Origin of the sequence: Paenibacillus ferrarius, assembly GCF_002027705.1 — a bacterium.
Lineage (GTDB): Bacteria > Bacillota > Bacilli > Paenibacillales > NBRC-103111 > Paenibacillus_E > Paenibacillus_E ferrarius.
In genome coordinates, this window is the sequence record NZ_MBTG01000026.1 from 40,495 (window position 1) to 64,305 (window position 23,811).

A 23,811-nucleotide genomic window follows, 5' to 3' on the forward strand; every position below is an offset into this window, starting at 1 on the left:
GGCTAGCTCAACAACAACAAGAAGGTGAAGAGAGTATGACAACAGATAAACAAATCATCAGTTTAATGCAAGAAGAGGCTTATAAGCCTATGTCCTATAAAGAGCTCGAGAAGCATTTTGGTATTGAAAGTGCGAACGAGTTTAAGGATTTTATCAAATTATTAAATCAGCTAGAGGAAAGCGGGCATATCGTTCGGGGTGGAAGTGACCGTTATGGCGTGCCGGAGCGTATGAATTTAGTCAGAGGCAAGCTGCAGGCGCATGCGAAGGGTTTTGCATTCTTAATTCCAGATGATCGGGAACACCCGGACGTCTATATCAATGCGCATGATTTGAACACAGCGATGAACGGCGATATCGTGTTCGTGAAGGTTACCTCCAGAAGCCAAGGCGGAGGCCGCATGGAAGGCGAGGTTGTGCGCGTCATAACGCGTGCCAACACGCAGATCGTCGGTGTTTTCCAAAGTCAGGATACCTATGCGTTCGTGATTGCTGATGACAAAAGGGTATCGAGAGATATTTTCATCCCGCAGCATTCTTTTAATGGAGCGGTAACAGGGCAGAAGGTTGTAGTCAAGATCGTTAACTATCCGGAAGGTCGCTCTGCAGCTGAAGGGGAAGTTATTGAAATCTTAGGCCATAAGGACGATCCAGGCGTGGATATCCTTGCGATTGTGCGTAAATTCCAGCTCCCTGAAGCGTTTAACGAGGAAGTTCTGGCTGAAGCAGAAGCGGCACCGGATTCCATTACGGAGGAAGAGATCATTGGTCAAGGCCGTCGTGATCTTCGTTCCAAGCGGATTGTAACCATTGATGGAGAAGACGCCAAGGATCTGGATGACGCGGTAAATGTCGAGATTTTGGAAAATGGCCACTATAAATTAGGTGTGCACATTGCCGATGTGAGCTATTACGTGCGTGAAGGGTCTGCACTGGATATCGAGGCGTACAACCGAGGCTGTTCGGTGTATTTGACCGATCGGGTTATTCCGATGCTGCCGCACCGTTTGTCTAACGGAATCTGCTCCTTGAATCCTAAAGTGGATCGCCTAACGATGTCTTGCGAGATGGAATTCGATGAGAATTTAAAAGTCGTTAATCATGAGATTTTTACAAGTGTTATTAAAACTAGTGAGCGAATGACATATACAAATGTACGCAAGCTTTTGACTGGTGAAGCTGAGCCGGAGCTTGTGGAGCGTTATGCCTACCTGATGGAAGACTTCAAACGCATGGAAGAGCTGGCTGATCGTTTGCGTTCTAGACGGATGAAGCGCGGCGCGATTGATTTTGATTTTGAGGAGTCCAAAATTCTCGTCGATGCTGACGGCAAACCAACGGATATCGTGAAAAGAGAGCGTTCTGTCGCGGAAATGATGATCGAAGAATTCATGCTAGCAGCGAATGAAACCGTGGCTGAGCATTTCCAATGGATGAAAGTCCCGTTCCTCTATCGTGTCCATGAAGACCCGGATTCTGAGAAATTGATGAATTTCATGGAGTTTGTGACCAATTTCGGTTACACGATCAAAGGCAAGGGCAACGCTATTCATCCTCGTGCTTTGCAGACGTTGTTGGAAGAGATCAAAGGTACGCCGGAAGAAACAGTTCTTAGCAAAATCATGCTGCGCTCGATGAAGCAGGCGCGTTATGATGCGCAGAGCTTGGGGCATTTCGGCTTGGCTGCGGAATTCTATTCCCATTTCACATCCCCAATTCGGCGGTATCCGGATTTAATTATTCACCGTGTTATTCGGGAAGTGCTGGAGAGCGGGAATTTATCGGATACTCGTCATGAATATCTGTCTTCCCGCATGAGCGATATTGCGCAGCAATCTTCCGAGCGTGAGCGCGTGGCTGTGGATGCTGAGCGTCAGACAGAAGCTTTGAAGAAAGCCCAGTATATGCTGGATAAAGTTGGCGAAGAATTCGAAGGCATCATTTCCAGTGTTACTGGTTTTGGGATGTTTGTCGAGCTCGATAATACCGTTGAAGGCTTGATTCGTTTAAGTGATTTAACCGATGATTACTACAATTTCCATGAAAGACAGTTTGCTCTCGTTGGCGAGCGTACGTCCAAGATATATCGGATCGGTGATGAAATTAAGATTCGTGTGGCTCGCGTGAATATGGAGGAGCATACGATTGATTTTGAATTGCTGGATATGAAGCCTCGCAAAGAGGGCGGGTTTAAGCGCGGTGGCGGTGGCAGCGGGAAACCTTTTAAAGGGGCTGCTGGATTTAAGGGCTTCCGTGGTAAACCGAGTGCTGCTGCAAGTAATGGTCAGGGGAAATCAGGCAAATCAGGCAGAGATAAAGGCGGTTTCGCCGCTAAAGGCAAGGGCGGCTATGTCAATGCGCAAGGGAAAAAGCGTGATGGCGCTGCGGCTGGCGGAGCCGTCGATGCGAACGCGGGGCAAGGCCGAGGCAAGAGAAGACGCGGTGACGCTGTTGATGGTTTAGCGGTCAATACGGGGCCTGCAGCAACAGGTCAGGAACAAGGGCGTCGCAAGGGCGGAGCTGCTCGCAGGATTGAAGAGGCTGCTAAGGCTGGCGTCGAGGGCGGAGCGGGCGCAAGAGCTGGTGGCGCAGAAGGCGCAGCGGGAGCAAGAGCTAAGGGCGCGGGCGTCGAAGGTGCGGCGGGAGCGAGAGCTAAGGGCGCGGGCGTCGAAGGTGCGGCGGGAGCGAGAGCTAAGGGCGCAGGCGCCGAAGGTGCGGCGGGAGCGAGAGCTAAGGGCGCAGGCGTCGAAGGCGCGGCGGGGCAAGGCAAACCACGGCGCGCGAAGGCTGGCGGCACGCCGTGGAGCGACAGCCGCGGCAAAGGGCGCGGCGGCAAGGCGCGCGGTCCTAAGCTGAGCGAAGGCGGCAGCCTGAGCCAACGGCTTGAATCTGTCGGCGCAGGGCGGACAGAGAGTGGTGTGCCCCGCGGCGAAAGCAAGCGCGGGCGCGGCGCGGTGTCGCTGGGTGGCGAAGCCCCAGCGGGCGGTAGTGATTGGGCGAGCGGCGTGAACGCGCTCGCCAAGGGTGGTCGTCGCCGGAGCGACGACGGGGACGGCAGCAAGAAGCGGCGGAGATAGTCGCCGCTTCTTGCTTTTCGATCGCGATCTTGCTACAATAGGATGCACATTGTAGCATTATTTACCTGCAGGAACATGCGGGAGGAGGATCTCACGTGGCAACCAAAAAGGCCGATGGCAAATTGCTCGCCCAGAACAAAAAGGCATCACACGACTATTTTATCGAAGATACGTATGAATGCGGTCTTGTCCTGACCGGCACGGAGATCAAATCCTTGCGAGCAGGTAAGGCTAACATAGGCGACAGCTTTTCGACCATTCGCAATGGCGAAGCTTTTGTCCACAATATGCATATCAGCCCTTTTGATCAAGGCAACCGCAGCAATCCAGAAGATCCAACACGGACGCGGAAACTCCTTTTGAAAAAAGTGCAAATCGCCAAAATACTAGGCCAAGCGAAACAAGAAGGATATACCGTCGTTCCTTTGAAAGTGTATATTCGCAATGGCTACGCGAAGCTTCTGATTGGCATTGGTAAGGGTAAGAAGCAGTACGACAAGCGGGAATCCGCAGCGAAAAAGGATGCACAGCGAGATATCCAGCGTGCGCTGCGTGAGAAACAAAAGATCGCTAGATAGCTGGGCTGAGTCCAGACTGGAAGCCAGCACCTCGACTTCCATGAACCTAGCCGTTCATTTTTCTTCAGCTTGTGGTATACTAATTCTGCAGCAAAGATTCAAATGTAACCTAGTTCCAACTTGCAGCGTCTTAACCTTCACCGTCTATGACGGACATGAAGGCAATCCGGGGGTGTTCTTGGATTCGACGGGGATAGTTTGGGCTCGGGTTGCGGGTAGTGGGGCCGCGTCCACTATAAAACGCTAAAGCCTATTAAATGGCAAAACACAAAACAACTACGCTTTAGCAGCTTAATAACCTGTTAGCGTGCTCCTCCTCAGCATCGCCCATGTGACTGGGATAGGGGCTCAACTATAGTGGGATACGACGTTTGGTCTCCGCCTGGGGTCGGACGTAGGAAGACAATCAGGCTGACCCAACGCATAGCCGGTTACGGGGCGATGCTCGGGTGACATCAAAACTGTGACTACACCCGTAGATGCCTGTGTTGCGATATTTTCGGACAGGGGTTCGACTCCCCTCACCTCCATCTGATGTGCACACAATATCGAGTTTAAAAATGACGTCCACGTGTTCTTCATGGACGACGACCTTCTCGACGTAGTGTTGAATGAACTTCTTGATCTCAGGGATGTTTTTCTCAGCTACGAATGATTTGAAGTTAGAGAACAGTTTGCGGAGGGTATCCTCTGTTATGACTGTTCTCTTTTCTTTTAATTCCAACTCCTTAATACGCACCTCAAAACTAGCCTTATTGTATTCCAACTCCTCCATTCTGGATAAAAAAGACGCCTGCGTAAAACCCTTAGATACTGCATCTACGATGTTATTGATCTGTTTATCAATTTCTACTATTTGCTTTCTAATAAAGGGCACCTCATTAATACCTTCACCTTCGTTTTGTTGAATGTATTCGTTTAACTGAATTACTAAGTCAGGAATTGCTTCCTCGCAAAGCAGATTCTTATGAAGTTGGTCTATTACATATTCCTCGATATATTCGCGGCGAATTTCTTTGTTCATACAGTTCTTTGTGCGATCACGATGATTGCATCGGTATGTGACGTATTTTAGCTTGTTTCTCCCACTGAATTTCCGATTGCCGACCATAGAAGCCCCACAAACACCGCAATAGATCAAACCACTAATTAAATAGTTCTCCACGGCTTGGTAAGAGGCATATGTAGTTCTATTTCTTTGCATTTTGCTCTGAACCTGCGCGAACATTTCTTCAGAGACGATAGATGGCATCCCACCAGGGATTCGGATAATGTCCTCATCTGGTTTTTGGCGGTTTGTTCGCATCCCACGGACATCCTTCCCCACTGTTTTGTTAAAGATGTAACACCCAGCATACTTTTCATTGGTCAGAATGTTGTTTAGGCTATTTTTCCCGAACGCTTTCCCACTTTTAGTCTTATAGTTTGAAGTATTGAGCTCCGAAATAATTTGATTATAGCCGTACCCGTTAATGTATAGGTTGAAAATCAACTTAACGGCAGCCGCCTCGAACTCGTTGATTTTATACTGCTTCGTGGTGGGATCGACATCATAACCCAATGGAGGTTGCCCTCCAGTATGTTTGGCTTGAAGTGCAGTTTCCCTCATACCTTTCATGACTTCCCTCGCTAAGTTTTTACTGTAGTATTCTGCCATCCCCTCTAGGACGGATTCTAATATAACGCTCTCAGGCGAATCATCGAGGTGCTCTAGAACACTGATTAGGCGAATGCCTTGAGCTTTCAATTTGCGTTTATAAAAAGCGCTGTCGTACTTGTCCCGAGCGAAGCGATCTAGCTTATGGACAATGACAACATCATATAGTCCTTTTTCGCAATCAGCGAACATCTGTTGGAACTCGGGACGTTTGTCGCTGGTTGCCGTTTTGGCCTTATCTGCGTAAATTTTGACGATAGTATAACCAGCTTTTTTAGCGAAGTCTTCAATTGCCCTAACTTGAGCGTCAATGGACTCATCTCGCTGATTATCACTGGAATAACGAACATAAATGCATGCTTTGATCATCGTGGTCACCTCATGTAGAAAATAATTAGTCTTAAATTAAGCTTCATCTGCCATAACCTTTAGCAATTCGATGACAGGAAGGTAGTAATACCGTTTCTTTTCGTTATCCATATGGGAGTCATTGTGGATAATTATTTCTTCCGGCGTATATCGATTTTCTTTTAAGCACTGCCTGTGAATACGAGTCTGGAATTTTGGTCCTATCATTTGTTTTCCTCCTGCTAGTGTTAGATAGGGCTCCTGATCTTCGAGCTTGTACTTCAGTGCATGTACTTACATATATGATAGCTATACATGTAACATCGCGCCAAAGGGGTCTCACCAAAAAGGGCTCTTGGACCCTTATACGATGTGCGCGTTGTAATTTTAAGTGTTGTACTCAATTTTATTGATTAAAAGGTGTTTTTAATTAATTACACCGCTAAATGCCTCGCAAAATCTACTTATTCTTCCGTAGATCCACACTTTCTTTTCTGTTCAGCCGTGTTACTCAGTGCCTATTCCCATATATAGTCCTAAACTATTCACAATAGGCTGCGACAAACAACCCATAAACTCGTATCTGCATCAGAATGTGTTCTTGTCACCATAATTAGGGCATGTTGCAACCGTCCTTTCATCACTTTATACCTCGTATAAAGATAAGAACATGTTCCTTATGCATCTGTAAAGATCGGTACTACAAATGCTTGATGTCAATGGCAGTTTATTACCCCACCCAGTACCTAGGAAAAGGACTTCATCATCAGGGTGACGTGGGAGTCAAATCACACCGCGGAAATTTTATTTGAAATATTTGTTGCGCAACTTCATTAATAAGGTATAGAAATGAACTTTATTAAGAGGGGGAATCACTATACTACGAATACCAATTAAGAGATAGTTTTTACTGATTGCCTTAAACACCTAAGAAATGATATTGCGACAATTGATCTTTCTCAAAGAGGAGGCAAAGCAAATGAGTTGATAGTGAAAAAGTGAATGAATTCATGCAGTTTGATGTTTGTGAAAGAATATGTTTGGACTAGAAAGAGTTCACTTGTCTTACAGGGTGGTTTTTAGAAAATTGGTGAAAATTATGAAGTAGCATATAGGGATTCCGTCTGATTGGTCGGGAATTTAAAGGATGTTAGAAAAATTGTTTGTGTATCCACTCATGGTATGTATTATCGATAATGTTTCACATATGAACAGCCTGACTGAGTTTAACAGTATGCCCGAGAAGGTCCGTAAAGTTCTTATTTAAAGAAAAAACAGAGAGGGGGGTCTTAATTTTTAGGATTTTCTTTCTAAACTAATCCAACCTAAGATCGTATATGGGTCTGGGAGGTAAAAAGCTATGTACAGAATTCATGAGTACATGGTGACAACGATACTCAGGAAGCATTTCAAAGAACTATGCCGAGCGAAAAAGTATGCTGTAAGCCATTCTAGTAACTCTCATCCTTCCCCGCATAGTAACTAGAAAAGTCAATGTTTTAATGGGGAAACCGGGGAGTTAAGTAAGATAGTGAGAGGATTTTCGGGAAATTGTTGCTCTATAAGATTAATAGAAAGATTTAGTCTCGTGAATACTCCCGCGAGGCACCGCCTCGCTATTAATTGTATAGATTATTTATAAAGATTAAAACATTGTAGAGATTCTTTTGTAGAGATTAGTATACAGAATTTGAAGTATATAAATTCAAAATTTGAATACATGTGAAAAAAACAGAACGCTAGAATTCAAAATTTGAATACATAGTTTGAAAAAACAGAACGCAGAAACTTTAAGAAAACAGAACACAGTAACTCCGATATAAAAATATAAGCTGTTCAGAGGAGAAATTTTAATGAGTAAACTCACGGATCACGAATTAAGTTGGGCAAAAGAACGATTTCACAACTATGGAACTTCCAGTATTCCTTCCGCAGTAAGTAATTGTCTTTTTCTTTCGCCTGGAGCTAAACAGCTTTACTCCAACTTGTGTCAGCATGCTTATGGAGAAAAAAAAGCTGTTTTCCTTCACAATCGCTACTGATGTTGGAATTGAATATAGCTCCTGGGACTCTTAATGAATACCTTAAGGAGTTAAGGAAACATCAATTGATTACTACGCAAAAGGCATCCTACGGCAATTTGATTTATACGGTGGAGAAGATTTGGAACCCTTTTTGTTTAATTCATTCGGAATGGATATGGTTGTTAATTAACGAAGTTCACAAATCTAAAGGCATTTCGTATGAGAAGATTAAACGAGTGATAAAAGAATACCAACAGTCTGAACTATATAATGAAATAGTTTATCATTTCAACGGAAATGAACATTTACAGCTTCTATATAAATGGTTTGGTGAAAAATGGGGTGTAAATCCTATTGTTGAATTTGACGAAGAGGAGTCTAAAGTAACAGTGTCACTAGGAGATTAAAGTAGTGACTGCAGTATCAGAGAAGGATGATGAGCAGATATCTTTTGACGGGAGGTCCCTGTTGATGCTTACTGGGAATGCAAATCTATTAAATTTTTATTCTAGTTTAGGCATTATTTATATTTATCTACGATAATTCTTGGGTCATATGTCTTATAGTGTAGAGTTAAATTTTGTGAAAATAAATTACTTCATCTCATGCTATGGCTGACCTTAATGTACGGAAAAATATATTAATAAAATTAGTCTGTAACGAAATAAGTAAGCTCAAAAGGAAAAAGGACGAAGCAGCTTCCACCCCCGACCAAGGTTCGTGAAGTTAACTTGTCCATTTCCAGAGATTTTCGACTCCTCACCGCACCATGCCTAACCGAGCCTCAACTTACCTTGCCTAGCCCCACCATACCGTGCCATACCTTGCCGTGTGGAATATATCAACCTTCCCAAACTAACTCGCGCCAATTTGGTGGAATGATACCATCTTTAAGAGCCTTTGCAATCATACCTCTATGCCGCACATCCGCACGTAACACATGACATCTACGACATAGCGTTCTCAGATTATTTAATGCGTTACTACCAAGTTTACCAGATCGTATATGATCGATATGGCAGTCCCATAGTGATACAGGGGAATTACAACGAACGCATTTCTGCCGATCCCTTTCCCAGATAACAGGGCGGATCAATTGAAACCATATCTCTCTAGGAGGTCGCTTTTTGGGCATTATTAGCCTCAAATGAAACTACTTCAAACCGTCCCATTCCAATTGAACGGCCATCCGCAAGTCCAACCAACTTACCAGCATCTATACACACAGCCTCCATTTGAGTTCGGTTCACTAATGTTACGTCCCATAGTAAAGTGAAACTAGTCTCCCATCCGGGGGAAAGTCCTAATCGGTAACGAACATTTCTGCCTTTAGTGGCGGGGTTGCGAATAGATTGAACATCAACATATACAGCCTGACTGGAGTTCGTAGTAATATCCCCTTGATTGTTTATAAATCGATTTAATAAGATTTTATCGTCAATGACCTGTAATGTGGCGGACAAGTCTGACTGAATCGAACCTCGTCCCTTTTTAGTATATCTTGCGGCATCTCGGAGGCAACCAAATATGTATGTTGAACTGAGATAAAGTTGTCCTCCGGATGTAGCGGTATAAGTTCGTTTCCACTCTTCTGGATCATTCCCAGCTACACCAGTTCTTTCTTTCTTTTGAAGTGAAATCGTATCAGGGGTAAAGCAGTGGAAAAGTAATGGTCTCGTCCCTTTGATTTTTACTGTTGCTAGAATCAAGTAGATTTCCTCCTTGTCTACTCTTAGATTAAATAAGATGAGAAAAAGTCAAAGTGTTTGTTTGGTTCCATTGACCTATAGCAGTCATAAAAATCTTTGCGATAAATATTAGTGCATATTTATATCTATCTAGTTGAGTGATTCTCAGTGGTAAGTACTAGCATACCTTCTGCATACTCGACTTAATGTCTTGAGGCAAAAGCTACAATAATTGCAATGCGTTTAGGTTGTACAATTGATTGGCTGGATTGAGTGAGTAGGATCTTCGGAGTGGGAGAGGAGTATCAACAGATTGAGCATTTCTGTTGTAATTACAACCTAGTACTGTCATAAATCAATTAAGAAGAATTATCTAAAGAATTTGTAGAAGAAATTTTATTAAGTCTGAATATTTTATAGATGTTTATATTATACTACGATAAATTTATGATGTATATAATCTGTTGATGAAATGCCTATAAAATCTCTATCGTTATTGATAGAGGTGGTATGTGTGAGTGATTTGGCTAAGACCATTGGAGAATGGATAAAATATTTGCGTGAACAAAGAGGATTAAGCCAAGAGCGTTTGGGTGAGGTTTCTAGCTTACATCGGACATACATAGGACAAATGGAGCGGGGAGATGCTAACGTAACCCTTGAGACATTAGAGAAGGTTACAGAAGCACTAGGTATTTCTGTGGGTGAATTATTTAGATTAATTAATCCCGAAGAAGACATCAAAATGAGTACTACGTTATCTCAAATTATTACTGTGCTTCAGGGCAGGAGTGTAGAAGATCAAAAAGCATTATTACAAGTATTAGCAATTGCATTTGACTGGAAGGACGGCAAATTGTTATAAGATGGAGGAGCACCTTAAATGGTGTTCCTTTTTTACTAGATTGTGAGACTTTCAGTTTTCAACAAATGGTGTCCACAATACTGAAAATATACCTATCATCGCAACGTTATGAGGATGAAAAGAATGGTTCATGGTGCGGTGCTTAGGAAAAAAAACCTGAAGAATATGCAACAATTCGCGTTGATCGGAAAATTGAGAGGAATGTTACCTGAGCAGCTGGATCTTTTTTACGATTGAGGAGGGATGAGAGAATAGAATGTTTGACAAAGATGATGTAGTAATAGGACAAGCCTTATTAAGCATAGCCTAGTCTGTAATCTATTTAAAAAGTAGAAGTGGATAGATTTTATGGTGATTATTCAACTGGTATGAGTACAAACGAGAACAACGTCTTTATAGGTCGGCATAACTAGCTACCACAAATATTGCTATGTAAAAGAAAGGGAAAGGAACTACCTGGAGTAGGGAACATTTCCTGGTTAAAGCAGGAAAAAAACATAAAATGTCGAATATTTGTCTAAAAAAATTATAAGGTGGATGTAACGATGTCCTTTGACCAAATACCGTTTGCAGCTGAGTTTGCTGAAAATCCTGAATCTCGTTGTCCTGTTGTGCTTCTATTAGATACGTCGTATTCCATGAACGGAGATCCGATTAGAGAGTTAAACGAAGGGCTGAAAATATTCAAAGATGAACTAATGGCTGACAGTATGGCAGTAAAACGTGTAGAAGTTGCAGTTGTTAGTTTTGGGCCTGTTCAGGTTGTATCGGATTTCCAAACCCCAGATATGTACTACCCTACAGAACTAGCCCCGAGTGGTGACACGCCAATGGGAAAAGCGATAGAGCAAGCAATCGATATGGTTCATACAAGAAAATCTATTTATAAGCAAAATGGAGTTTCCTACTATCGACCATGGATCTTTTTAATTACTGATGGGGGACCAACAGATAACTGGAGAGGTGCGGCGTCACTCGTAAAGGAAGGGGAAAACAACAAGTCGTTCATGTTTTTTGCAGTAGGTGTAGACGGAGCTGACATGGACACGCTGGGGAAAATATCAACGCGTGAACCGATAAAACTGAAAGGATTGCGGTTTAGAGATTTGTTCAGTTGGCTTTCCGCTTCCTTAAGTTCAGTGTCGCATTCTACCCCTGGTGATGCAGTACCCTTGGAAAATCCCGTTACACCTGAAGGATGGGGGGCTGTGTGAAAGCTAGCTGGAAATATGCTTTCGCATCTGTGAAGGGAACATCACACGAAAAAAACGGACTTCCTTGTCAAGATGCTTCTCTTTGCGAAATTCTCAAGGATAAGAATGGGCAGGACATACTGGTGGCGGTAGTATCCGACGGGGCAGGAAGTGCCCAACTCTCGGACCAAGGTTCTAAGCTAATTTGTGCTTTGTTTATGGATGAAATGAAAGCATTGTTAGCGACAGGACAGGGAACAGAAGATGTGACAGAAGCCTTTTTTAAAACATGGCTTAATTACTTTCAAAAAGAAATTAAAGTAAGGGCAGAAATAAGTTTAGGCACGCCAAGAGACTTTGCCTGTACTTTTCTTTGCGCTATCATAAGTAACGAATGCGAAATTTTTGCTCAAATTGGTGACGGAGCAATTGTAGTTTCAAACGAATTGGATCAGTATTCGTGGGTCTTCTGGCCCCACCAGGGCGAGTATGAGAATACCACATTTTTCGCGACGGATGTCAAAGCAGAAGAGTGGCTTCAGTATGAACGTCGCAAAGGCGTGCCTTGTTTTGAAGTTGCTCTCTTTTCGGATGGTTTACAACGGTTAGCCCTACATTATCAGACTCAAAGTGCACACAGTCCTTTTTTTCGGCCATTTTTTAGTGCATTGCGCTCACAAGAGCAGTCTGTTAGTGATAAGTATACTCAATCATTGATCTCATTTTTAGGATCGCCACCTGTCAATGAACGGACCGATGATGATAAAACGTTTATTCTCGTCACGAGAAGAGGCGATTAACCTATGCAAAATCGTATAATAGCAGTAAATAGTTTTGGGAAAAATGTGCCTTTTGGCAAGGAATTAGGGCGCGGAGGAGAAGGTAGCGTATTTGAAATATCTTCCGCTTCTAAAATTGTTGCAAAAGTATATCACCAAGCGCTACAGCCCAAAAAACAAGAAAAAATACTCACAATGGTGCGTTTGCAGCAAGATCGATTATTAAAATTTTCAACATGGCCTGTAGACGTACTTAGGAATCCTAATAACGAAATAATCGGATTTATCATGCCGAAACTTACAGGTAAAGAGATACATAAGTTGTACGGTCCCAAAACTCGATTAATTGAATTCCCTTACTCCACATATCCGTTTCTCGTTCATACGGCAGCGAATTTAGCGCGTGCATTTGCAGCTGTTCACGAAAGCGGACACGTAATTGGAGATGTGAATCATGGGAATTTTTACGTTTCGGATCAAGGAACTGTAATGTTGGTAGACTGCGATAGTTTTCAAATTAAAACTACACAAGACATTTTTCGCTGTGAAGTCGGTATCCCAATGTATCAACCGCCAGAACTTCAAAATGTTTCATCTTACCGGGATGTGGAGAGAAACTCGAATCATGATAACTTTGGTTTAGCAGTTTTTATTTTTATGTTATTGTTTATGGGCCGTCACCCCTTTGCAGGAGTGTACTCTGGTCCTGAAGATATGCCTATTGAAAAAGCAATTGGACAATACAGATTTGCATACGGTAGCCATGCGGTAGCGAAACAAATGAAGCCTCCGCCTGGAGCACCATCCTTGACTTCAGCGCCTTCAGCTGTAGTTCAATTATTTGAGCGCGCTTTTGCACCAGAAGGAGTAAAGGGAAATCGCCCTAGCGCAGAGGAATGGATAAAAGTGTTGGGGGAGTTTTCGGAAAATTTACAAAAATGTAGAACGAAAGAACAACATCACTATAGTAAGCATCTATCGTCTTGCCCTTGGTGCGATATTGAAAATAAAATTGGAATTGTTTTATTCCTTTCCCAGGTTCGATCCTCCACTTCAGGCTCAGTAGGGCAACAAAATACTTTTGAGATAAAAATGATTTGGGCCCGTATCGCGGCTGTTTCCGCCCCAGCTTCGGCGTTTACATTACCTGATTTTTCATCCGCAGTGGTTGCACCGTCTCAGACGGCACTTAAGGCAGCAAAGAAAAGAAAACGGATGAAGGGATTCACCCTATTATCTATTATAGCTGTTGATGGGACTTTGTTATCTCTAATTCCGCAAGCATCAGTATGGATTATCATTGTATCAATCATCATTGCAATGGTAGTATTCCAATCTAAAAAACCAGTAAGTGCTTTCAAAGAAAGTTACGAAAAGGTAAAAAAAGAGCGGGATAGTTTAATTAGCAGATGGGCTATGGAAACGGGAGCAGAAGCGTTTTATAAGATGTATCATTCTTTAGAAAATATAAAAAGCGAGTATCAAAATTTAGATTCATATCGAAACTCTCGATTAAAAGAGCTTCAATCTAAACAGCGAGATATCCAATTACAACGATATTTACAGAGCATACGCATTGCTAATGCAAGAATCGACGGAATTGGTTCCAGTCGAACCGCGACACTCCAATCATTTGGTATAGAAACCGCAGGAGATATCTCTAAGGCTGCCATTCGGCAAGTCCCTGGGTTTGGACCTTCTTTTACTAAGCGGTTATTAGACTGGCGAGATACAGTAGCTCGCCAATTTGTGTTTAATCCTAAACAGGCGGTTTCAACAGCTGATATTGCTACAATAGACCGAGATATTTCCATAAAAAAACAAAAGTTCGAACAACAATTATTAGTGGGGGCGTCCCAACTACAACAACTTTCTGACCAAATTAATTCCAAAAGAACACGAATGCTTCAAGAAGCTAATTTGGTTGCAAAGAATTTTGCACAGGCAGAGGCAGACTATAAAACGCTATAAATATTGGGGAAAAGCACGAAACTAACACATTTCACTGTAGGTAGAACGAATTTGCTGTCAGTTTATTATAATAATTTAGGTGGATCAATTTAGACTTGCGTGTTCCAGTACTGGCTGTAACTTGGTTGTATGAGTCACCATGAAGCAACTTCTCCATAGCAAAATAATAGAGTGTAAGTAATAGAATAGAAGCGGGCTGGGGGAAACCCTTCTCGCTTCTATTCATTTATTTTGTTAGACTAATAGCTAAAAGGGTGTTGATGCAAATGGGAACTCGGCCAGTCATATTACTCAAAGAAAGAACTGATGATTTTAACAATATGCCATTGGAGGAAACATTATTTTGGATTGAGAGATTCAGTTGCCATCTGGCGAGTGAAATCGACTTCTTAAAAATGTATGAAAGCGAACATGTGGAAGAGATCAGAAGATTATTAAACGAGGATACAATAAAGCGCTTTAAGGGAGTTGCGCTATCTCTTAAGTTTCCATATGAGAATTATCTTAATCATTCCGATCCTAATACTAAGGAGATATTAGAACAAGGATTACTAGTCCAAAGTTGGTCATCGCTGGGATCCCTCTTAGAAAGTACTCTTCAGATATTCTTAGCCTTTTATTACCGGTTTTATCAAAGAAGTGAATGGTACAAGTGGGATAAAGAAGCTATCGCACAGATTGAAAAAGTGCTTATGGGAGATTTTAAATCACAGTTAGAAAGCATTATTGAGCAAAATAAAATTATTGGTGATACGAAAGGGTTAACAAATGATATAAAGAAAAGTTTTCTTACCAAGGTTAAAGAAATTCTTAAGCATAAAATTCAATTACCAAAAATTGAAAGAATTACTTTATCCGACTTAATTGATTTTTATTTTAGCGAGAATGTTATTGAAAGTAACGATTATAGCAAAGCGGATCTTCAAATAATTAGAGATTACCGCAATGCAATTCACGCTTTTCAAGAGCGTCGCATAGGCTCGTGGGATGAGTATAATAATTATTTAAAAGCTGTTATCCTACTAACAATTGACATGTTATCTCGATTGCCATCAATTCCCGACGCTGTCCCCTTTCCTGAATGGTATGTTAACGACAAGACCGAAATTACCATGCAAGAGAACAGGTGGTTTAATTACCGCCTTGCAGTAGACATTCAGCAACTAAAAAGGAGTTAAGGCCCTCGAAGGTTGGGAGCTTTCACACCTCTATAGAGGGGTTCAGGAGGCTTTAAGACTGGCGCCAGACGGATAATAACGAAGCTATATTTAAGTAGATTCTAGGTGGCTGCGCGTCTATCGTTGGAGGAGTGGACGCGGTTAGAAATAAGCTAACTTAAGAGGTAATGGAGAGCTTTGAAAAAACCGCTGGACTGGGTGTACCTACGGAGTAGTTTATTCCATTGTATTGACCCGAGATGAATTAGGGCGAATTAATGAGGTTTTAGAGTTTTTGGTTCCCGCTCTCCCAAGACAAAGCAGGGATACTTAAAACGATAAACTGTATTTGACTGGAATGATTTGAAATGCAGCAAAGCCTCAACCTATGCGATTGAGGCCATTTGTATGGCAGACCATGATTGTGCTTATAAACCACTACCCAATTGACTTGTCAGATGGCTAAAACTATTCAAAACTCTCATTTTGAATACTTTCCCGTTTTGACTCCCACTCACGCTCCCTACGAATTTCTGCTTCAAATATTTTTTCTTCTTTATTTGCCCATTCTGCGACAAAAGAATCTTCATGCTCTTTTAAAACGCTTAATAAACTAAGGTGATTTTGCATTACCTCTGCTCGTGAACCCTCCCACGACATCGGCCTTAGAGTTGATTTAAACTCATTCAGAACCACAATAGGGTCAGAAGAGTTGGCAATGAAACGTAGTGCTAATGGAGTCCACTCCAATAGTTTATTATTTTCACTTTTTCGAAACGGCTCAATGGCTGAGGCTGCAATAGGGTATCTTGAACCAGGATTAATCTCACCCCAAGCAATAATTAGATCATCTTCAATATAAGATAAGGGGTTCGGCGTATCCTCTGATGAAAAAACTCGACGTATCATATAATTAAGTTCATCATTGGCACTGTCTCCTAAAAAAGAGTCGAGAAAGGCTAAAGGCTGTGTTTTAGCGATTGCTTCCAAGACATGATTGTAGTCCATAGTATAAATATCATAGTTTGTAAAAGCGTCAACAAGCCTGTTGCATAGAACTCTAGCATTTTCTTTTGCCGATTCAGTAGAAAAACATACGGTAATAAGGGTGCCTAGCTCATAATCCTTTTGATCTACAATATTTGTCTCTCTATTAAAAGGATATTTTGAAATTAGTTCTTGGGCGAAGGCAATAATAGTGTCACTTAAAGTATTTTCATTAGAATTACCATGTATCCGCATTTGCAAAATTTCAATTGATACTACAACACCTTCGGACTTAGAGGATATTAATCCTAGTAATTCACATAAATCGCTATCACTTATCGTTTGATGGACGCTCCCGTATGCCAAGTTCGCATATTGCGGTATTGGCGTTATTCCAAGGTCTAGAGACCTTTTAAGTCTTTGAAAGCCCTGAATTGATATTTCTATGCTTGTTTGTAGCCAAGGATATACAGGGGCTAGAATTATATTTGTAACAGCCTCATCAAGAAATGCCTCAGATATGCTAGAATTTATGCTAGAAATAGCATTTAAAAATCCACGCACTACTAGGAAATTTCTCTTTGATGCTTCTATAAGGAGAAGTTGTTTATTGAATTTCTGCCACATTTCTTCAGGATTAGCACAGCCATCTGCCAGGCCTTGGCCAAAACTAGCTAGGCGTGTTCCTTCATTGCTTAAAATATCTGGTAATAACTCGTTCAAAATACCATCCTGGGATGCCACCTCCCGTCCTATAGAACGGGTAATGATTTCGGCTTGGTGATAGTCATCAATTATTTGGGCATTTCCATTTTCGTTTTCATCAACCCAAATATGGCCATGACGAGTAAGAGCGTATAACCTTGCTCGTTCAATTAAAGTAAGTGGTTTTAGAATCACATCAAGGTTGTTTAAGCGAGTAAAGAGATTAGAGTCCATACGTGTTTTATCGAACTTTTTAGTAGTTCTTACAGCAACCCAACCTTCTCTCCAAGTGCCTTTACTTGAAAGTTTCTCTGCGGCGAACTCGAGTGCATCATGCATGCCTGCCCTTGTCCATAGTCCTCTAAATTTTTCTGCCAAAAGGATTTTCGCTTGAGATGCTACTGGAGTCTCAGAGATCGCAAGAGATACAGTGTATCCTATGAATAACTTAAACCATTCTTCAATATCTTCTCTACTTCTTGGTGAATATCCATAGTCTCTTGGGCGAGTGCCAAACTCAAAACTGTGGTGAGAGCTAAAATGCCATGATTCTAATGATGCCCCTAACAAAGAAATTCCGAGAGAGACTCGATCATCAGAGTTCGAGTCTACCAAACAAGAGATTATGTTGAGCCTTTGTACAGGTGTTGCATGTGTACCAGACAGATAAATATAGAACAATGATTTTAGCAGCGCTCTAATTGAATTATTATTCTCTTTAGGGTTTTCTGAAAGGGCAAAGCGACAAAGCAATAAAGCTGATCGTTCAAATAAATTTTTGTCATATGCCAGAGATCGTAGGAGTCTTGTGAAAACAGTATAATGGGCATTATTCCGTGTGAAGAAGTGTTGTGCATCGTCGCGGCTAGAGACTCTTTCGATAGCTGTAAGTGTTAGCTCTGGATTTATTGGAGCAATATTATTGAGTAAACTAATACCGAGTTCATTCAAGTTACTGATGTCTCCTAATAAACCGCTTTCCGAAAACCAATTATGAGTTATTTTGTTTGCTGCCTCACATTCATGTAAGTAGCTCAATCGTCGCGAAAAGGATTTTAAAAGCCTCTCTGAGCCATCTCTTTGAAACACATTATATATATTTTCAAGTGGGATGTTCTCGAGTGCTCTTTGCGCAAGCTTATTAGCAATTGCATGAGGCAATACAGCTCTCCATATGCCTCGTTGCTGTACAAGTTCTCGGCGCTTGAGTTCACTAACATGTTCATAAAGTTCCCGGACAGGCATGTCTACTAGAGAGCAAAGAAGGCTCAATTCAGAACTGGCACCTTCAACCGTCTGACTGTCGAATGAGTATACAAGTGAGCAAGCTTCTGCTGCTCTTAATAAATTACTATTGGACTCGTTCCTTTGTTGAAATAATCTAATAAATAGCTGATTATCCCTTAAATTTGCTAAGTTTTCACCTTGTTGTATTGTACGAGCTAGTGCAATTGCAATACGCGAATTACCTCCTGAAACTTCGGCAATGGTGCGAGCATCTACTTCGCTAATGTGTTTGAACCGAGTTCGAATAACTTTTTCAATTAGTTCAGAGGAAGCTGGTTCTAAACGAAACACTTTGGTCTCTTCAGGTTGGTCATCCCTAACATCGTACTCAACTGTTATAAGACTGACTAAACTTCCTGAAGCTGAGCATATGGAGGTTAATCGGCTATGTAATTCTGGTGGGCAATTATCTATTACTAAGAAGGAAGGTCTACGAGAAGCTATTATTCGTTCAGCAAAATTACGAGGGGTAGGGCTAGGATTGTCACTAATATCACAGTAAAATACTTGCAAATGATTCAGCGGTTTTTCGCCAATGCGTTCATCGAACAAAGCTTGAAGCAATCTCGTTTTGCCTACACCTGAAAGTCCAACTAAACGTACGGAAGATGCCGGACGTTGGAGTATTGTACGGAGCTGGTTTATTCCATCTACTGCTGAAAGTCCGTCTAAATGAGGGTCAGCATTATTGTGAAGGCGAATGTGTCCGTCCAACATGTACTCTTCATCAAGTCCGCCGGGGCAGTTTGCCCAATTTCCATATGCTCTCCATCCTTCAATTGGTTGTCCTATTTTATCACGTACCCAAAGGACGAGAGCTGGATGGCAACGTACCCAGCCAGCAATTCGTTCACGATCATAAAAGTCGACCTTCAAATCATGTGCATTCGGATAACCACACACTGCTTCTTGCATGGCATCTTTTCGATCTGCAAGAGCAGAATCAGCAGTAGAACCTTGGCTACTCACTATGATATATGCCCCACGAACGTTAACTAAGTCTTTAATAACGGGTCTAAGTTCACTATTAGGTCGCATTTCATTAATAATTGCAGCACGGGGCATATCTGGTTTTTTTACTTGAAAACAAGTGCTTAATCTCGGAATATAGCCGTCGTCATGTGGAATAACTGTAAGTTCAACACGTACGTCGATACCTCCGTCTTTGGCATTTTGATGACCGCCAAATGTAACCCCTGCGGTTGGCAGTCCGTTAGCACGAAGATCTGCCTCGCAAAGAAGGCCGATAAGCAATCTTAAATCAGTATCACTTAGTTCACTAATATCATTGCCTGTAACTTCGATCATAACTTCCAATGACCTCCTACTATTATTCATGTATCAAGATGTTACTCTAGCATATCAAAAAACTGGAAGTTTTTGTCGATGAATCATATAATGAGTGCTAATGAAAATTATTTCTTTCATCAGTAAACACCAATTCATAAAAAACATTGAATGATAAGGAACTTGATTATTAGTGACAGTCAGATAGGCTTGAAGGTTGCTGGATAGAACAAAAATAAAGGATAGATGAGTATGAAGGGTAAGCAACTTAGTAATCCGTTTTCTACTGGAGGCGGTGGTGGGCACTTTGAGGCTCACGTTCAGGCTTCATTTGTAGCTTTGATGCTTACAGGTGGGTATGCACCTTGTTTGCCGCGCTGGCCTATTGCTGAAATAAAGCTTCAGGGAAAAATTGAAGGTTTTAATACCGATGACTTAATTGTTTTTGTTGAAGAACCAGGTTCAAAGAGAAGGTGCAAGATGCTTGTTCAAGTAAAACATAAGATTACCATCACTCAAGGCGATGACGTATTTTCAGAGGTCATTCAGGCGGCATGGACTGATTTTAACAATCCTAGAGTTTTTTCCAAGGGTAAGGACATTATTGTTCTTATCACTGGCCCGCTGAATGCAACGGACTCACATAATGTACAGTGGCTGTTGAGTCAGGCTAGACACACCAAGGATGAAGATGAGTTTGAAAGACATGTAAATCGGGCTAATTTCAGTCCTGCCAAAAGTGCAATAAAATTAGAAGTCATAAAACATCACTTAAAACTGGCCAATAACAACCAAGAGATTTCAAAAGAAGACCTCCACTCGTTCCTAAATCATTTTTACTTGTTGGGGTATGACCTCGGGGAAGAAGAGGGTGTTGTTTTGTCACTTTTGCACTCTCATATTTCGCAATTCAACCGCCAATATCCGCATTGGATTTGGTCTCGTGTTGTTGACATTGTACAGACATGGAATCAGAATGCCGGGACAATCACATCTGAAAGACTGCCTTCTGACTTAAAAGAAGTGTTCAAACAGCCTGCTATTTCTTACATTCCAATAGAATTGACGGTTCAGCCAGAAACCGCAAAAAACAACTGGAGCCAGCATCAACATGCCACCGCACTTGCTGTAGTCAACCTAATCGGAGCATGGAACGAAAAAAATGAAGCGGACATCGACATTTTAAGCATGGTAATTAATGAAGATTACCAACTTTGGGTGCTACAAGCCAGAGAAAAGCTTCAGCTTGTAGACAGTCCTTTTTCATTCCAAAACGGTGTTTGGAAAATTATAGATCGCATAGTTTTGTGGGATATACTAGGCTCACGAATTTTTGATCAAGATCTGGATACTTTCAAAAAAATCGTTGTGTCGGTACTGACCGAACGCGATCCTTCTTTCGAGCTTCTCCCGGAAGAACGGTTTGCAGCAGGCGTTCATGGAAAAGTTCTATCTCATTCTCCTGTCTTGAGAAAAGGACTAGCTGAGGGCTTAGCTCTTTTAGGTACCAGGGAAGAGGTACTAAATAACAGTTCGCAAGGTAAAGCTAAAACTACTGTTGTTTTGGCTATTCGTGAAATATTTGAAAATTCAGACTGGGTTCTTTGGGGCAGCCTGAATAGCTTGCTTCCAGTTTTGGCTGAGGCTGCACCAGAAGAGTTCCTAGATGCTGTTGAAAATGCATTGTGTTCAGAGCCTTGCCCGTTTGATGAGCTTTTCTCTCAGGAAGGTCATGGAAATACTGGGGGGAATTATTTGACCGGACTGCTTTGGGCACTGGAAGGACTAGCATGGGATGAAAACTATCTAGTCAGGGTCTGTGTTGTTCTTGGTGAATTAGCTAGTCACGATCCGGGTGGTAGTTGGTCAAACCGACCAGCCAACTCACTGTCGACAATCTTACTGCCATGGCTTCCACAAACCATTGCGCCAATAGGAAAACGTAAAGTCGCTGTACAAACACTATGCAGAGAATGGCCTAATGTTGCGTGGAAACTCATAATCAGCTTATTGCCCAATCAACAGCAGATGTCGACGGGCTCCCATAAGCCGGTATGGCGAAACACCATTCCCGAGGATTGGGAAAAAGACGTGGACCAAGATAAATATTGGGATCAGGTCTCGTTTTATGCTGGAATTGCTGTTTCTATGGCAGGCAAGGATACGACTAAACTTAGCCAACTCATTGATCATTTAGATAGTCTTCCTAGGTCTTCTTTTGACCAGTTGCTTGAAGTCTTATCTTCGGAGGCAATTTCAGGGCTTCTGGAAGAGGAGCGACTGCCACTCTGGGATAAACTTACGAAATTCACCTCAAAACACCGTCATTTCTACGAAGCGGAATGGGCATTAGATGACGGTCTCCTCTCTCTTATTGAAGTTGTTGTCGACAAGTTGGCCCCATCTAACCCTTTGAACCTCTATCAGCACTTATTCACAAACGGGGATTTTGACCTCTATGATGATAAGGATACTTGGGAGGAACAAGGTAAGAAGCTTGATAAATTGCGCCAAAAAGCTATAATGAAAATCTTAAATTTAGGTGGTCTCAATGCTGTTATTCTATTTGCTGAGGCTGTGCAATTTCCTGGTCAAGTGGGAGGATCTCTAGGGACTATTGCTGATGAAGAGATTGATAAAGTTTTATTGCCGCTATACTTAGAGTCTGAAGGTAACAAACATTTAGCCTTTTTAAGCGGATATATCTGGGGCCGTTACCATATCAATGGTTGGTCATGGGTAGATAAATTGGATAAAATAAGCTGGAGCGTGGGACAAATTGGGCAATTTCTTAGCTGCCTGCCATTTACTAGTGAGGCGTGGGCTCGCTCAGACAAATGGCTAGGGAGGTTAGAAAGTGACTATTGGAATAAAGCCAATATAGACAATTATCATGCAGAAGGCGATTTAGCTTTTGCCATTGACAAGCTAATTAAGTATGGAAGACCCAATGCTGCGATCAATTGTTTGAACAGAGTGCGTCACTTCAAGAAATCACTAAATGCGGATCAATGTATAAAAGCTTTGATCGCGGCGCTATCTTCAACTGAACCATCTCATTTAATAAATGCGCGTCACATCGTAGAATTGATTAAAGTGCTTCAAGAGATTCCTGAAGTCCCGCCGGATGACCTTTTTCGTGTGGAGTGGGCTTACTTGCCACTGTTGGGTCGGTATCACAGGGCTGCTCCGAAATTGCTGGAGAATCGGCTTGCCAGTAACCCAGAGTTTTTCTGCGAAGCCATTCGTCTGATTTATCGCTCCAAGAATAATGAGGTTATCTCTGAGTTAAGTGAGGAAACAAAGGCAGTTGCCACAAATGCTTGGCGGTTGCTTCATGATTGGCATATTCCTCCTGGTATGCAGGAAGACGGCAGTTTCAACGGTGAGAATTTCTCAATTTGGCTCCAACGTGTCAAAGAAATCTGCACAGAGTCTGGGCATCTGGAGGTTGCACTCATTAATGTGGGAGAGGTTCTCATCCATAGTCCAGCTGACCCAGATGGATTGTGGATTAATCATTTTGTCGCAACTGCACTAAATGCTAGAGATGCCGAAGATATGCGAGGGGGGTTCAGAACAGGAATTATTAATTCACGCGATGCTCATTGGGTTGACCCTACAGGAAAACCAGAACGAGAACTTGCAGAGAAATACAGACAAATGGCCGAAGATGTTGAAAACGCAGGTTACCAACGAGTTGCAGGCACACTCAGAGGATTGTCAGAGTTTTATGAGCGAGAAGTAGAACGAATTACCGCCGAACATAAAATTGAAAAGAATCATGAATAAGCCTTAATGACTCAACTTTTGGATTCTGAAATAGGCAAGTAAGTTTTAGTAGTTACGTAAACCTGTAGCATTGTGATCTGTGCCTGTTCTGGATTGCCATAGATATTTAGTCCTTTTTAACGAATATCTCTGATTCCAATTTCATATAAAAGAAGCTCCTCTTTACATGTAAAATTGAGGCTTCTTTGCCAGAACGCTAGAAGGTACTCTTCTATAAAGACACTTCGTAGTAATTTTCTGGCTAAATAGAATTGGGAATTTCTATTAAATATGCTCACCAAGCGTCACTGCTCACCTCCATTAGAAAAACCCGCTTTGATAGCGGGTTTTTGCCTTCTTAACGGCAGAAATGTAGCTGTTTTATAGTCAAGATTTTTAGAATTGTCATTTAGTTTGCCTTGTAGCCAATATGGCTA

Annotated in this window: 14 protein-coding genes, 1 other RNA gene and 1 pseudogene; 11 read left to right on the forward strand and 5 right to left on the reverse strand. The window is 42.0% G+C overall.

Features of this window, described 5'->3' with window-relative positions:
• Window positions 1-35: 35 nt before the first annotated feature.
• The 3 genes from rnr to ssrA all read left to right on the forward strand — a co-directional run bounded on the left by rnr (window position 36) and on the right by ssrA (window position 4,188).
• Window positions 36-3,077, forward strand: coding sequence for a ribonuclease R (gene rnr, locus BC351_RS25670; RefSeq protein WP_079416377.1), 3,042 nt, complete (start codon window positions 36-38; stop codon window positions 3,075-3,077).
• Between the two features lie 95 nt (window positions 3,078-3,172).
• On the forward strand, window positions 3,173-3,655 hold the full coding sequence (gene smpB, locus BC351_RS25675) for an SsrA-binding protein SmpB (RefSeq protein ID WP_057310204.1): 483 nt from the start codon (window positions 3,173-3,175) through the stop codon (window positions 3,653-3,655).
• Window positions 3,656-3,823: 168 nt separating this feature from the next.
• Window positions 3,824-4,188: a transfer-messenger RNA gene (ssrA, locus tag BC351_RS25680) on the forward strand.
• A 449-nt stretch (window positions 4,189-4,637) separates the two neighbouring features.
• Here the strand turns inward: ssrA and BC351_RS25685 are convergent.
• Both BC351_RS25685 and BC351_RS42420 read right to left on the reverse strand, forming a co-directional pair.
• A pseudogene (locus tag BC351_RS25685) lies at window positions 4,638-5,681 on the reverse strand (recombinase family protein); the annotation flags it as partial.
• 36 nt (window positions 5,682-5,717) lie between these two features.
• Window positions 5,718-5,888, reverse strand: coding sequence for a hypothetical protein (locus BC351_RS42420; protein ID WP_158082226.1), 171 nt, complete (start codon window positions 5,886-5,888; stop codon window positions 5,718-5,720).
• A 1,625-nt stretch (window positions 5,889-7,513) separates the two neighbouring features.
• Between BC351_RS42420 and BC351_RS25690 the strand changes: the two genes are divergently transcribed.
• Together BC351_RS25690 and BC351_RS25695 are read left to right on the forward strand one after the other, a co-directional pair.
• Complete coding sequence (locus BC351_RS25690; RefSeq protein WP_079416379.1) at window positions 7,514-7,702, forward strand: hypothetical protein; 189 nt, start codon at window positions 7,514-7,516, stop codon at window positions 7,700-7,702.
• Window positions 7,703-7,767: 65 nt separating this feature from the next.
• On the forward strand, window positions 7,768-8,091 hold the full coding sequence (locus tag BC351_RS25695; RefSeq protein WP_144028532.1) for a hypothetical protein: 324 nt from the start codon (window positions 7,768-7,770) through the stop codon (window positions 8,089-8,091).
• A gap of 434 nt (window positions 8,092-8,525) precedes the next feature.
• Here the strand turns inward: BC351_RS25695 and BC351_RS25700 are convergent, their stop codons facing one another.
• Both BC351_RS25700 and BC351_RS25705 read right to left on the reverse strand, forming a co-directional pair.
• A complete protein-coding gene (locus BC351_RS25700) occupies window positions 8,526-8,819 on the reverse strand; it encodes an HNH endonuclease (protein WP_079416383.1) in 294 nt (97 codons plus the stop codon).
• Window positions 8,797-9,393 carry a hypothetical protein gene (locus BC351_RS25705; protein WP_244209172.1) on the reverse strand — a complete coding sequence of 199 codons (597 nt, stop codon included), beginning with the start codon at window positions 9,391-9,393 and terminating at the stop codon, window positions 8,797-8,799. Before BC351_RS25705 ends, BC351_RS25700 begins: the two co-directional genes overlap by 23 nt.
• A 493-nt stretch (window positions 9,394-9,886) precedes the next feature.
• Here BC351_RS25705 and BC351_RS25710 point away from each other — a divergent pair, with 493 nt between their 5' ends.
• The 5 genes from BC351_RS25710 (at window position 9,887) to BC351_RS25730 (ending at window position 15,358) form a co-directional block, all read left to right on the forward strand.
• Window positions 9,887-10,237 (forward strand): helix-turn-helix domain-containing protein, encoded by a 351-nt coding sequence (locus BC351_RS25710; protein WP_079416387.1) that lies wholly within the window; start codon window positions 9,887-9,889, stop codon window positions 10,235-10,237.
• Window positions 10,238-10,782: 545 nt separating this feature from the next.
• The gene (locus BC351_RS25715) at window positions 10,783-11,451 is read left to right on the forward strand and encodes a vWA domain-containing protein (protein ID WP_079416389.1); all 669 of its coding nucleotides are present in this window, start codon (window positions 10,783-10,785) and stop codon (window positions 11,449-11,451) included.
• Window positions 11,448-12,230 (forward strand): PP2C family serine/threonine-protein phosphatase, encoded by a 783-nt coding sequence (locus BC351_RS25720; protein ID WP_158082227.1) that lies wholly within the window; start codon window positions 11,448-11,450, stop codon window positions 12,228-12,230. The genes BC351_RS25715 and BC351_RS25720 overlap by 4 nt, the downstream gene beginning before the upstream one ends.
• Window positions 12,231-12,233: 3 nt before the next feature.
• Window positions 12,234-14,180 (forward strand): helix-hairpin-helix domain-containing protein, encoded by a 1,947-nt coding sequence (locus BC351_RS25725; protein ID WP_079416393.1) that lies wholly within the window; start codon window positions 12,234-12,236, stop codon window positions 14,178-14,180.
• Between the two features lie 266 nt (window positions 14,181-14,446).
• Window positions 14,447-15,358 carry a hypothetical protein gene (locus BC351_RS25730; RefSeq protein WP_079416395.1) on the forward strand — a complete coding sequence of 304 codons (912 nt, stop codon included), beginning with the start codon at window positions 14,447-14,449 and terminating at the stop codon, window positions 15,356-15,358.
• Window positions 15,359-15,805: 447 nt separating this feature from the next.
• Here BC351_RS25730 and BC351_RS25735 read toward each other — a convergent pair whose 3' ends face one another.
• A complete protein-coding gene (locus tag BC351_RS25735) occupies window positions 15,806-19,624 on the reverse strand; it encodes a hypothetical protein (protein ID WP_079416397.1) in 3,819 nt (1,272 codons plus the stop codon).
• 231 nt (window positions 19,625-19,855) lie between these two features.
• Between BC351_RS25735 and BC351_RS25740 the strand changes: the two genes are divergently transcribed.
• Window positions 19,856-23,395, forward strand: a complete 3,540-nt coding sequence (locus BC351_RS25740) for a hypothetical protein (RefSeq protein WP_208629850.1) — start codon at window positions 19,856-19,858, stop codon at window positions 23,393-23,395.
• The last annotated feature ends 416 nt before the right edge of the window (window positions 23,396-23,811 follow it).

Excerpts from the sequence above, each read along its gene's own strand:
- rnr (WP_079416377.1), top strand. The coding sequence starts at position 36 with ATGACAACAGATAAACAAATCATCAGTTTAATGCAAGAAGAGGCTTAT.
- BC351_RS42420 (WP_158082226.1), bottom strand. The coding sequence starts at position 5,888 with ATGATAGGACCAAAATTCCAGACTCGTATTCACAGGCAGTGCTTAAAA.
- BC351_RS25690 (WP_079416379.1), top strand. The coding sequence starts at position 7,514 with ATGAGTAAACTCACGGATCACGAATTAAGTTGGGCAAAAGAACGATTT.
- BC351_RS25700 (WP_079416383.1), bottom strand. The coding sequence starts at position 8,819 with ATGCCCAAAAAGCGACCTCCTAGAGAGATATGGTTTCAATTGATCCGC.
- BC351_RS25715 (WP_079416389.1), top strand. The coding sequence starts at position 10,783 with ATGTCCTTTGACCAAATACCGTTTGCAGCTGAGTTTGCTGAAAATCCT.
- BC351_RS25725 (WP_079416393.1), top strand. The coding sequence starts at position 12,234 with ATGCAAAATCGTATAATAGCAGTAAATAGTTTTGGGAAAAATGTGCCT.
- BC351_RS25730 (WP_079416395.1), top strand. The coding sequence starts at position 14,447 with ATGGGAACTCGGCCAGTCATATTACTCAAAGAAAGAACTGATGATTTT.
- BC351_RS25735 (WP_079416397.1), bottom strand. The coding sequence starts at position 19,624 with ATGATCGAAGTTACAGGCAATGATATTAGTGAACTAAGTGATACTGAT.
- BC351_RS25740 (WP_208629850.1), top strand. The coding sequence starts at position 19,856 with ATGAAGGGTAAGCAACTTAGTAATCCGTTTTCTACTGGAGGCGGTGGT.